This window comes from Oceanihabitans sp. IOP_32 (genome assembly GCF_009498295.1).
In the GTDB taxonomy this organism is placed as follows: Bacteria; Bacteroidota; Bacteroidia; order Flavobacteriales; family Flavobacteriaceae; genus Wocania; species Wocania indica.
This window is the reverse complement of record NZ_CP040813.1, coordinates 1,249,018-1,261,340: the sequence shown is the minus strand read 5'-3', so window position 1 is coordinate 1,261,340 and position 12,323 is coordinate 1,249,018. Positions and strand designations below refer to the sequence as shown.

The 12,323-nt window shown below is 37.5% G+C and carries 9 protein-coding genes; all 9 read left to right on the top strand.

What is annotated here, in order from left to right:
• The first annotated feature begins 56 nt into the window (after window positions 1-56).
• Window positions 57-1,784, top strand: coding sequence for an NrfD/PsrC family molybdoenzyme membrane anchor subunit (nrfD, locus tag FEZ18_RS05270; RefSeq protein WP_153267343.1), 1,728 nt, complete (start codon window positions 57-59; stop codon window positions 1,782-1,784).
• Window positions 1,785-1,797: 13 nt separating this feature from the next.
• Complete coding sequence (locus tag FEZ18_RS05265) at window positions 1,798-2,340, top strand: DUF3341 domain-containing protein (RefSeq protein ID WP_153267342.1); 543 nt, start codon at window positions 1,798-1,800, stop codon at window positions 2,338-2,340.
• A 59-nt stretch (window positions 2,341-2,399) separates the two neighbouring features.
• Complete coding sequence (locus FEZ18_RS05260) at window positions 2,400-2,972, top strand: c-type cytochrome (protein ID WP_228122877.1); 573 nt, start codon at window positions 2,400-2,402, stop codon at window positions 2,970-2,972.
• A 24-nt stretch (window positions 2,973-2,996) separates the two neighbouring features.
• Window positions 2,997-4,370: a quinol:cytochrome C oxidoreductase gene (locus tag FEZ18_RS05255; RefSeq protein ID WP_153267341.1), complete on the top strand. Its 1,374-nt coding sequence runs from the start codon at window positions 2,997-2,999 to the stop codon at window positions 4,368-4,370.
• Window positions 4,371-4,398: 28 nt separating this feature from the next.
• Window positions 4,399-5,469, top strand: a complete 1,071-nt coding sequence (locus FEZ18_RS05250; RefSeq protein ID WP_153267340.1) for a cytochrome c oxidase subunit II — start codon at window positions 4,399-4,401, stop codon at window positions 5,467-5,469.
• Window positions 5,470-5,491: 22 nt separating this feature from the next.
• On the top strand, window positions 5,492-7,285 hold the full coding sequence (locus FEZ18_RS05245; protein ID WP_153267339.1) for a cbb3-type cytochrome c oxidase subunit I: 1,794 nt from the start codon (window positions 5,492-5,494) through the stop codon (window positions 7,283-7,285).
• Between the two features lie 262 nt (window positions 7,286-7,547).
• Entirely contained in the window at window positions 7,548-8,570 is a 1,023-nt protein-coding gene (gene ruvB / locus FEZ18_RS05240; protein WP_153267338.1) for a Holliday junction branch migration DNA helicase RuvB, read from the top strand.
• 12 nt (window positions 8,571-8,582) lie between these two features.
• Window positions 8,583-9,914 carry a cytochrome P450 gene (locus tag FEZ18_RS05235; protein ID WP_153267337.1) on the top strand — a complete coding sequence of 444 codons (1,332 nt, stop codon included), beginning with the start codon at window positions 8,583-8,585 and terminating at the stop codon, window positions 9,912-9,914.
• A 348-nt stretch (window positions 9,915-10,262) separates the two neighbouring features.
• Window positions 10,263-12,170, top strand: a complete 1,908-nt coding sequence (locus tag FEZ18_RS05230) for a S9 family peptidase (RefSeq protein WP_153267336.1) — start codon at window positions 10,263-10,265, stop codon at window positions 12,168-12,170.
• Window positions 12,171-12,323: the final 153 nt, after the last annotated feature.

Sequence of the window (12,323 nt, the reverse complement as noted above, 5' to 3'; positions counted from 1 at the left end):
AAAGCTAAGGCCTGGTGCTTTAGACTTTAAATAAATAAACATTTAAACAATAAAATATGGCGGCGTCTCATTATGAAGCACCTATTAGAAGACCTTTAGTTGCAGGAAAAAAAACATACCATGATGTAACTGTGGATGTAGCAAGACCTGTTGAAGGGAAAGCAAATAAACAGTGGTGGATCGTTTTTAGTATTTCACTTGCGGCTTTTCTTTGGGGTGTAGGATGTATCATGTACACAATAACCGAAGGTATTGGAACTTGGGGTTTAAATAAAACTGTAGGTTGGGCCTGGGATATTACAAACTTCGTGTGGTGGGTTGGTATTGGTCATGCCGGGACACTAATTTCTGCAGTACTGTTGTTATTTCGTCAGAAATGGAGAATGGCGATTAACCGTTCGGCTGAAGCCATGACGATTTTTGCAGTTCTGCAAGCCGGTTTGTTTCCACTTATTCACATGGGTCGACCATGGCTAGCCTTTTGGGTGTTGCCTATTCCCAATCAATTCGGATCGCTATGGGTTAATTTCAACTCGCCTTTACTTTGGGATGTATTTGCCATTTCAACGTATTTATCGGTATCCTTAGTATTTTGGTGGACGGGTTTATTGCCGGATTTTGCCATGTTACGCGACCGTGCGGTTAAACCTTTTCAGAAAAAAATATATGCCTTATTAAGCTTTGGTTGGTCTGGTCGTGCTAAAGATTGGCAGCGTTTTGAAGAAGTTTCGCTGGTGCTGGCTGGTTTAGCTACGCCATTGGTAATTTCTGTACATACCATTGTATCATTCGATTTTGCAACATCGGTTATTCCGGGTTGGCATACCACCATTTTTCCGCCATACTTTGTGGCTGGTGCCGTGTTCTCTGGTTTTGCTATGGTAAATACCTTACTTATTATTATGCGAAAAGTATCTAATCTTGAAGATTATATTACTATACAGCATATCGAATTAATAAACATTGTAATCATGATTACGGGTACCGTAGTTGGGGTAGCTTATATTACCGAGTTGTTTGTGGCTTGGTACTCTGGTGTCGAGTACGAACAGTACGCCTTTTTAAATAGAGCAACAGGACCGTATTGGTGGGCTTATTTATTAATGATGACCTGTAACGTGTTCTCACCGCAACTTATGTGGTTTAAAAAACTTAGAACAAGTATTATGTTCTCGTTCTTTATCTCTATTGTTGTGAATATAGGGATGTGGTTCGAGCGTTTTGTGATTATTGTAACCTCACTTCACAGAGATTATTTACCGTCGTCATGGACTATGTTTTCACCAACATTTGTAGATATAGGAACATTTATTGGGACCATAGGCTTTTTCTTTGTATTATTTTTGTTGTACGCAAGAACCTTCCCAATTATCGCGCAAGCCGAGGTTAAAACCATTTTAAAATCTTCAGGGCAATATTATAAAGAGATTCGAGAATCTGGCGGTAGTCTGGCCGGAGCAGCAGTCGATGTGAGAACTTCTGGAGGAAGTCCAATGCAAGTTTCAGAAGGTGTAAAAGAAAATAGTTCAGATAAAGTAAATGATTTGTTAGATAGTATAGGTGTTTTTGATGCCGCTACTCAAACAGCAGACGATTTAAAGAAGATTAGTGGAATTGGCCCTAAAATGGAAGATGTGCTCAATAGCATAGGTATTTATACCTTCTTGCAGGTTAGTAAGATGAGCAAAAAAGAATACGATTTGTTAGACAGCATCACAGGGTCTTTTCCAGGAAGGGCAGAACGTGATGATTGGTCGGGACAAGCTAAAAAATTAATAAATTAAAATAGTCTAGTTCATGGAAACTTCAAAAGTTATTCACGCTATTTATACGGATGATGATGTACTCATGTCGGCTGTAAAACGCCTTAAGGCCGAGAAGCATCATATCGAAGAAATATATACGCCTTTTCCTGTTCATGGTCTTGATAAGGCTATGGGCTTAGCGCCAACCCGTCTGGCCATCACCTCTTTTTTATATGGTACTGTAGGTTTAATAGTCTCGGTGGTCATGATGAATTATATGATGATTGAAGATTGGCCCATGGATATTGGAGGTAAACCTAGTTTTTCCTTTATGGAAAACTCGCCGGCATTCATACCAATTATTTTTGAACTTACCGTGTTTTTTGCGGCGCACTTAATGGTTATTACATTTTATTTAAGAAGCAGAATGTGGCCATTTAAGCAGGCTGAAAATCCAGATCCAAGAACAACAGACGATCATTTTTTAATGGAAATCCCAGTTCATGGTAACGAAAATGAACTGCAAGATTTATTAGTAGAAACTGGAGCGGTCGAGATAAATATAATTGACAAAGAAGAAGACAAAGAACATTAATTTGGAATGCGCAACCTGTAATCAATACATTGAAGCTGTTGCGAATGACATCTTATAAAATGAAAAATATAAATATACAGATGAAAGGCTTTATAAAAATAGTAGTAATAGCGATGGTGTTTGTAGCAGTATCTTGTCAAGATAAAGCGGCTCCAAATTATCAATATATGCCCGATATGCACGAGTCTGTGGGTTACGAAACCTATGGAGAAGCCGCATTTCCTAATGGTATACAAGCCCAATTACCAGCAGAGGGCACCATACCAAGAGGTTTTGTGCCTTTCGATATAGAAAACTCTACCGCTGGGTATAACCTGGCTAAAGAAACTTTAACGAATCCTTTGGACAGTACCGAAGTAGATTTTGAAAGAGGGAAAGTACTTTACGATATATACTGTGGTGTTTGTCACGGCGATAAAGGGGACGGCCAAGGTATTTTAGTGAAAAGAGAAAAAATTCTGGGCATACCAAGTTTTGACGATGTAGGGCGTGCCATAACGCATGGGAGTACTTACCATACGGTATATTATGGAAAAAACGCTATGGGCTCTTATGCAAACCAATTAAATGAAGAAGAGCGCTGGCAAGTCACCTCGTATGTGATGAAATTAAAGCAAGATTTAGAAAAATAAGTTTAGACCAGTTTATATACAACTATGTACACATTCTCAAATAAATTAAAAACATTCTCTCTGGCACTCATTGTTATTGGTGTCCTGGGTGTTGCTTATGGTTTTATAGATTCTAATAAATCTTTAGAAGATGTAAAAACAATGTTAACTGAAGAGGGCTCATCACACGGCAAAGCACTTACCGAAGCGACACAAAATGGTTTAGAACTGCACGCCGAACAAGCCAGTGAAAATCAAACTGAAGATCACGCTGCTCTAGAGGCTCATCATGATGAGGAACACGCAAAGCACGTGCAGCATCAGCTGGCCAACAGACCATGGGCAGCACTGTATGTTGCGGCCTTTTTCTTTATGATGATAGGGGTTGGTGTGTTGGTGTTTTACGCCATACAGATAGCAGCGCAAGCAGGATGGTCTGTGGTGTTGTTTCGAGTAATGGAAGGCATTTCTGCTTATGTTTTACCAGGCACATTAATTGTTCTGGGGATCGCTGTAGCGTCTCACTATATTGGGCATGACAATCTTTTTATTTGGATGAACCCAGATATTACCAATCCCGAAAGCGATTATTACGATAAATTGGTAGATAATAAATCATCGTACTTAAACCTGCCTTGGTTTATTATTAGGGGCTTAATTTTTATTGCAGGCTGGGGTCTTTATCAATATTTTTCTCGTAAGCTTTCTATAGCTCAAGATACCGCAGAAGACAATTCGAATTTTAAAAAATCATTTCGATTTGCTGCCGGGTTTTTAGTGTTTTTTATTTTTACCGAATCGGTGATGTCTTGGGATTGGATTATGAGTTTAGATCCGCATTGGTTCTCAACACTATTTGGTTGGTATGTATTCTCTAGTATGTTTGTAAGCGGTGTTACAGTAATTGCACTAATTACCATCTATTTAAAATCTAGAGGTTATTTAGAGGCTGTTAACGATAGCCATTTACACGATATCTCGAAATATCTATTTGCTTTTAGTATTTTCTGGACCTATTTATGGTTTTCTCAGTTTATGCTTATTTGGTATTCTAACATTCCAGAAGAGGTAACCTATTTTGCATCGCGTTTTAACGATTACCAACTACCATTTATAGGTATGGTGGTTTTAAATTTTGTATTTCCTTTTTTAATGTTAATAAATTCCGATTACAAGCGAATACCTTGGCTTATTGTAATATCGGGTATTGTGGTGTTAATAGGCCATTATTTAGATGTCTTTGTTATGGTTATGCCAGCTACGGTTGGCGACCAATGGTTTATAGGAATTCCCGAGATTAGTTCTGTGTTACTTTTTGCAGGATTGTTTATCTTTGTAGTATTCACTGCCCTAACAAAAGCGCCATTACTCGTTAAAAGACACCCTTTAAAAAAGGAAAGTGAAAATTTTCATTATTAATAAATTTAAATAAAGACGAACAAAATTAATGACTGCTTTATTAACCATTATAGTAATTATATTTATCCTAGTAGCCGTTTGGCAAATGGTTAAAATATATGATTTAACCCAGACTAAAAAAGAAAATAACCAAATTGCTACAGATAAAGACAATGCAGTTAATGGCTATCTCATGATAGCCTTTCTCATCTTTATTTATGCCATTACTATTGTGTCTTTTGTAAAATGGGGAGATCTACCGCTAGTCTCTAATGCGGCATCAGAACATGGCGAGACCATAGATAATTTGATGATTATTTCAATGATCATCATTTTTACCGTACAAATTATAACCCAGTTTTTATTACACTATTTCGCGTTTAAGTACAGAGGCGAAAAAGGAAAAAAAGCCTTGTTTTTTGCCGATAATAATAAATTAGAAGCCATATGGACACTTATACCTGTAATTGTTTTAGCTGGCTTAATTATATACGGCTTAAACACTTGGATTGATATAATGGGTGTTGAAGAAGACGAAGAAACTTTGGTGGTAGAGCTCTATGCACAGCAATACAATTGGAAAGCGAGATACGCTGGTACAGATAACACTTTAGGTAAGGCAAATGTGCGTTTAATTGATATTGACCGCGCCAATATTTTAGGTTTAGACGAATCGGATCCTAATGCGCAGGACGATATCATTACGACAGAATTGTACTTGCCAGTGAACAGACAAGTTATCTTTAAAATGCGTTCTCAAGATGTTTTACACTCGGCTTATATGCCGCACTTTAGAGCACAAATGAATTGCGTTCCGGGTATGATTACACAATTTGGATTTACACCTACGGTAACAACGGCAGAAATGAGACAACGGCCAGAGATTGTTGAAAAAGTTAATAATATAAATCGAATTAGAGCAGAGAAAAGCAAAGCTCTAGAGGCTAAAGGAGAAGTGCCTCTTGATCCTTACGAGTTTAATTATTTATTGTTATGCAATAAAATATGCGGAAAATCACACTATAATATGCAAATGAATATTATTGTGGTCACACAAGAAGAATTTGATGCTTGGATAAAAGAGCAAAAAGAATTTATAGATTTTTTAGTCAAAGAATAAAAGATAAATATCACGAAAAAGTATGTCAGCACACCCAGATAATCACGTTCAAGACGAGAATCACGAACACCATCATAAAGAAACTTTTATCACTAAATACATATTTAGTCAAGATCATAAAATGATTGCAAAGCAGTACCTTATTACGGGTACTATTATGGGGGTTATCGGGATTTTAATGTCTTTGATATTTCGTATACAATTGGCATGGCCAGAAGAGCCCAATGTACTGTTCGAATTCTTTTTGGGCAAATGGGCACCAGACGGAGTTATGGATGCCGATATTTATTTAGCCTTAGTTACTATTCACGGAACCATTATGGTGTTTTTTGTGTTAACCGCAGGTTTAAGTGGAACCTTTAGTAACTTATTAATACCGTTGCAAATTGGAGCGCGGGATATGGCATCTGGATTTTTAAATATGCTGTCCTATTGGTTATTTTTCATATCCAGTGTAATCATGATAATATCCTTATTTGTCGAGGCAGGACCAGCAGCAGCCGGTTGGACCATTTATCCGCCTTTAAGTGCATTGCCTATGGCACAAGGAGGTTCTGGTTTGGGTATGACACTTTGGTTGGTCTCTATGGCAATCTTTATCGCATCATCTTTAATGGGATCATTAAACTATATAGTTACCGTTATTAATTTACGTACCAAAGGAATGTCTATGACGCGGTTACCCTTAACCATATGGACGTTTTTTGTAACAGCTATAATTGGGGTGGTATCCTTCCCGGTATTGTTATCGGCTGCCTTATTACTCATTATGGATAGAAGTTTTGGAACCTCTTTCTTTTTATCAGATATATTTATTCAAGGTGAAGTTTTGCATTACCAAGGTGGTTCGCCAGTGTTATTCGAACACCTATTCTGGTTTTTGGGCCACCCAGAAGTGTATATTGTGATACTACCAGCCATGGGATTAGTTTCAGAAATTTTGGCGGCCAGTGCACGTAAACCCATTTTTGGTTACCGCGCCATGATTGCTTCGACGCTAGCTATTGCCTTTTTATCTACCATAGTTTGGGGTCACCACATGTTCGTTTCGGGTATGAATCCGTTTTTAGGCTCGGTATTTACATTTACTACCCTATTAATCGCAATTCCATCGGCCGTAAAAGCTTTCAATTGGATCACCACTATTTGGAAAGGTAATTTGCAAATGAATCCGGCGATGTTGTTCTCCATTGGTTTTGTGTCTACCTTTATATCAGGTGGTTTAACAGGTATTATTCTAGGCGATTCTGCTCTAGATATTAATGTACACGATACCTACTTTGTGGTCGCGCATTTTCACTTAGTAATGGGTATTTCTGCGCTTTATGGTATGTTTGCGGGTATCTACCATTGGTATCCTAAAATGTTTGGTAGGATGTTAAATAAAAATTTAGGCTATATTCATTTCTGGATCACTGCGGTTTGTGCTTATGGGGTGTTTTTCCCGATGCACTTTATTGGTATGGCAGGATTACCAAGACGTTATTACACCAACACAAGATTCCCATTATTCGACGATTTAGCTAATGTGAACGTTATAATCACCATTTTTGCTTTAGTAGGTGGTGTTGTTCAAATTATCTATTTATACAACTTTTTTGCCAGTATGTTTATTGGTAAAAAAGCCACTCAAAACCCATGGCAATCTACAACCTTAGAGTGGACCACTCCAGTGAAGCATATTCACGGAAACTGGGACGGACCAATACCTCACGTTTACCGCTGGCCATACGATTACAGTAAGCCTGGGCATGATGTCGATTTTGTGCCGCAAAACGTGCCCTTAAAAGAAGGTGAAGAAGAGTTACAACATTAAAGTGTTTTTTAATAATATTGAAAAGCCTTTCCAATTCGGAGAGGCTTTTTGTTTATCTTTGCTTCTAGTGAATTTGAGCACTACCAAAAAGGAAATGTCTAAAGTATGGATGCTCGATTTATAGACTCTGTCATCTCAAAAAGAATGTCTTTAGTTGATGATACAGAAATTTACGGGATTTTAACTAACCGCTAAAAGAGGAAGTGATTTTTCGAGATATTTTTCTAATGAAACAAGTTTCAGACTTATTAGTTTAGTGACTATGAATGAAAACCTAGATCCAACAGACGAGAATTTTTCACCTGAAGAATTAGATGTAGAAAAAAAATTAAGACCTTTAGCCTTTGATGATTTTACGGGTCAAGATCAAGTATTAGAAAATCTTAAAATTTTTGTTCAGGCCGCAAATTTACGTACCGAAGCATTAGACCATACGTTGTTTCATGGTCCACCAGGCTTGGGTAAAACCACGTTGGCACATATTTTGGCAAACGAGCTTAGTGTGGGCATTAAAGTGACTTCTGGACCTGTGTTAGATAAACCCGGAGACCTTGCTGGATTGCTTACAAATCTAGAAGAACGCGATGTGTTGTTTATAGACGAGATTCATCGTTTAAGTCCTATAGTAGAAGAGTATTTATACTCGGCAATGGAAGATTATAAAATTGATATTATGATTGAGTCTGGTCCCAATGCCAGAACGGTTCAGATAAATTTAAATCCTTTTACCTTAATTGGAGCCACAACACGATCGGGATTATTAACCTCGCCCATGCGTGCACGTTTTGGTATACAGAGCAGACTGCAATACTACAAAACCGATTTACTAACAACTATAGTGCAACGAAGTGCCACTATTTTAGAGGTGCCCATCTCCATGGAAGCCGCCATAGAAATAGCTGGTAGAAGTCGGGGCACACCTAGAATTGCAAATGCTTTACTGCGTCGGGTTCGCGACTTCGCTCAAATTAAAGGCAATGGTAAAATCGATATAAAAATAGCAAAGTATGCCTTAGAGGCTTTAAGTGTTGATGCCTATGGTTTAGATGAAATGGACAATAAGATTTTATCGACCATAATCGATAAATTTAAAGGCGGTCCTGTGGGTATCTCGACCATTGCAACGGCCGTAAGTGAGAGTCCCGAAACTATTGAAGAGGTTTACGAGCCTTTCTTAATACAACAGGGGTTTATTATGCGTACACCACGCGGGCGTGAAGTAACCGAGCAAGCGTATAAGCATTTAGGTAAAATAAAAGGTGCAACACAGGGCGGTTTATTCTAATTATAGAAGAACATGGAAAACTTAAAAGAAGTCCCTACAGTGTCTTTGGCTCAATTTGTAAAACACGCTTTAGAAATTTTAAAAAATCCGTTGCCTTTTCATCATCGCAATTTTAATAAGCACGGTGATGTTTTTAGACTGAAAGTGGGTTTTAAAAACAGTGTATTTTTTGTTAGAGATGCGGGATTTGCCGAATATGTGCTTCAGAAAAAGCAAAAAAATTACGTAAAATCAAAAATTCAAACCGAAGATTTAGCCAAATATGTAGGCAAGGGTTTGTTAACGGCAGAAGGGGAGCATTGGCGCAAACAGCGCAAGCTTATACAACCAGCTTTTGATAAAAAGCAGCTTGAGCAGTTGCTAGACACCATTAAAAGTGCGATAGTTTCAGAGTACAAGAGAATAGAACCAAACCAGAGTATCGACATTTTCCCAATTTTAAATGACCTAGCTTTTCAAACCGTCGTGAAATCATTATTTAGTAGTGCGGTAAATCAGCAGGAAATTAATCGGCTTCAATTTATTACTGAGGCGGCACAAAACATGATGGTTAGAGAATTGCGGCAACCTTATTTAGGGTGGTGGTTTAAAGCCAGTGGCGAAATTGAAAAACACCTCGAGCTTATGAGGGAGTCTCGGGCGGTTTTAAAACAAATTGTCGCGCAACGTAAAGCTTCGAAAACCCGTGAAAACGATTTGCTCGATATGTTATTGGATGCTCGGTATGAAGATGGTAGTGCGATGAACGAGGAACAACTCATCGATGAAATCCTTATTTTGTTTACGGCAGGACACGAAACCACAGCCAATGCCTTAACATTTACCCTGCAGCTACTTGCTTTACATCCAGAATGGCAGGAGAAAATATATGAAGAGCGTTTAAATTTAAAGAGCTCTAACGAAGACTTGATGGGGCGTATAAGAGCTTCAAAAGTATGTCAACAAGTTATTGAAGAGGCCATGCGCTTGTATCCGCCAGTATATTTTATAGACCGTGTAAATCTTACAGACGATCATTTTAACGGGTTAGGTTATAAAGCGGGATCAAATTTACTGTTTTCTATTTACGAAATTCATCGCCATCCAAAATTATGGGATCAACCTATGGCCTTTATGCCAGAGCGCTTTGCCGGTGGTGGTCGACAATTTTCATCGCATTATTTTCCCTTTGGAGCGGGGCCTAGAAAATGCATAGGGAATAACTTCGCGATGTACGAAATGATTATTGCCATAACCGAATTGGTTTCAAAATATAAAATCCATCCAAACTTTAAAACCATTGCAGTAACGCCCTTAATAGCTTTAAAACCTAAAAATGCGCTGCTCACATTTGTAAAGCGTTAAGATTAAACAACTATGAAGTTTCTTTATAAGGCTATTTTTAAAGTGATATATATGTTTATCTTTGGGTCTGAGCTATCTTAAACTAGAAAGGCCTTTAAAATATAAAACCTGAGCATGTTAGAAGTTTTATCAAGCCAACAAATTATAATACCAATTTAGTTTTGAAATGTCGTATTATTAATTTGAATTATTTTTTGTTAGGATAAGATAGAAAATAAAAGCATAGCCATAGTTTTATCTTATATCGAAATATGAGCGAAAAACAAACGGATTATATGCGACAAGACATGGCTAATTTGGTATAACTTGCAGAAAGCATGTAAATATTAATATTAAAAACACAAACAAATGAAAAGAATTGCATTATTATTCGGACTTTTTTTAAGTGTTCTCCTAGTCCAAGGACAAGAAGTAATGACCCCAGAACGCCTTTGGCAAGTAGAGCGCTTAAGTGTTTTGGGTTTAAACAATGAAGGTGATGCGTTATTTTACCGCGTGAGCGTTCCAAATATGGAAACTAACGGTTTTGATTATAGTTATTATAAAATTTCTATAACAGGAGGCGAATCTGAAAAAATAACTAAGGATGAAGTCGCTGTTGTAGATAAGAATATCTCGCCAAATGGTCGTTATCACATGTTCGATAAACCGGTTGCTATCGAAGCAATTCACAGTAAAGATGTTTATAAATCTTTAACAAAATCTGATGCCTATATTTATACAGATTTAGATAACAGACATTGGGATACCTGGAACGACGGCAATTACAATCACGTATTTTACAAAGAAAAAAACGCTGATGATGCCACGGCTATAGATATTATGCCGAACGAACCGTATTACACACCGCAACGTCCTTTTGGAGGCGATGAGGATTACGTTTGGGGGCCAGATAGTAAAAGTATTTATTACGTAAGTAAAAAGTTAAAGGGAAAGGCCTACGCTACAAGTACGAATACCGATATTTATAAATACGATTTAGCAACAAAAACAACTACAAATATCACAGAAAAGAATCTTGGATATGATGTTGCTCCAAATTTTTCGAGCCAAGGAGCTTTAGCTTGGTTGCAAATGAAAACCCCTGGTAACGAAAGTGATAAAAACGATATTATCGTATTAGAAAACGGGGTAGAACAAAATCTAACAGCACGTTGGGACGGAACCGTAAGAAGTTTTAAATGGAGTAACGACGGCAGGAATGTTTATTTTACAGCGCCTGTAGATGGTACCATACAGTTATTCGTTGTTAATTATCCTGGTAAAAAACGTATTGCACCGGTTGTAACACAATTATCGGAAGGTCATTTTGATGTGACTAGTATCATTTCTGAAGCAAAAAATGAACTTTTAGTAACCCGAACAGACATGAATCATGCTGCTGAGGTTTTTAGTTTCGATTTGAAGAAAAAAACGTTTAAACAGATTACTGCTATCAATACCGAATTGTACAGCACAATCGATATGCCAAAAGTCGAAAAACGCTATGTTACCACAACCGATAATAAGCAAATGTTGGTTTGGGTAATTTTACCTCCAAATTTTGATCCGGCAAAAAAATATCCAACGTTGTTATATGCACAAGGGGGACCACAATCGCCGTTAACACAATTTTATTCTTACCGTTGGAATTTTCAATTAATGGCATCTCAAGGTTATATTGTTGTGGCTCCTAACCGTAGAGGTATGCCAGGACATGGTGTAGAATGGAATGCGGCCATTAGTAAAGATTGGGGCGGACAAGTGATGGACGATTATTTAAGTGCTATAGACGATCTTGCCAAAGAGCCTTATGTCGATAACGACAGGCTAGGAGCTGTAGGAGCCAGTTTTGGTGGTTATTCTGTGTTTTACCTCGCAGGAATGCATGAAAATCGCTTTAAAACGTTTATATCGCATAATGGTGTTTTCGATAACCGTAGCATGTACGGCACAACCGAAGAATTATTTTTTGTAAATCACGATTGGGGTGGTAGCTATTGGGACAAAGAAAATGCCGTAGCGCAAAAGGCCTACAATGAGTTTAACCCTATTACTAAGGTATCTAACTGGAATACGCCTATGTTAATTATTCAATGCGGAAAGGATTACCGAGTGCCTATCGAGCAAGGATTAAGTGCCTTTCAAGCGGTACAACTTTTAGATATAAAAAGTAAATTAATTTACTTCCCCGAAGAAAACCACTGGATTCTCGAGCCACAAAACGCCATTGTCTGGCAAACAGAATTTTTTAAATGGTTGGAAGACACCTTATAATTTTTTAAACCCCTTTTTTTATTAAAAAAAGGGGTTTTTAATGTTTTAGTGTTACTTATCCAAACGCATTAATATGTGCTAATGAAATCAATAAACTTAAAAAAAATATTATCTTAGTGCACATAGTGTGGATATAGACAATTGACTATATCC

Excerpts from the sequence above, each read along its gene's own strand:
- nrfD (WP_153267343.1), top strand. The coding sequence starts at position 57 with ATGGCGGCGTCTCATTATGAAGCACCTATTAGAAGACCTTTAGTTGCA.
- FEZ18_RS05265 (WP_153267342.1), top strand. The coding sequence starts at position 1,798 with ATGGAAACTTCAAAAGTTATTCACGCTATTTATACGGATGATGATGTA.
- FEZ18_RS05260 (WP_228122877.1), top strand. The coding sequence starts at position 2,400 with ATGAAAAATATAAATATACAGATGAAAGGCTTTATAAAAATAGTAGTA.
- FEZ18_RS05255 (WP_153267341.1), top strand. The coding sequence starts at position 2,997 with ATGTACACATTCTCAAATAAATTAAAAACATTCTCTCTGGCACTCATT.
- FEZ18_RS05250 (WP_153267340.1), top strand. The coding sequence starts at position 4,399 with ATGACTGCTTTATTAACCATTATAGTAATTATATTTATCCTAGTAGCC.
- FEZ18_RS05245 (WP_153267339.1), top strand. The coding sequence starts at position 5,492 with ATGTCAGCACACCCAGATAATCACGTTCAAGACGAGAATCACGAACAC.
- ruvB (WP_153267338.1), top strand. The coding sequence starts at position 7,548 with ATGAATGAAAACCTAGATCCAACAGACGAGAATTTTTCACCTGAAGAA.
- FEZ18_RS05235 (WP_153267337.1), top strand. The coding sequence starts at position 8,583 with ATGGAAAACTTAAAAGAAGTCCCTACAGTGTCTTTGGCTCAATTTGTA.
- FEZ18_RS05230 (WP_153267336.1), top strand. The coding sequence starts at position 10,263 with ATGAAAAGAATTGCATTATTATTCGGACTTTTTTTAAGTGTTCTCCTA.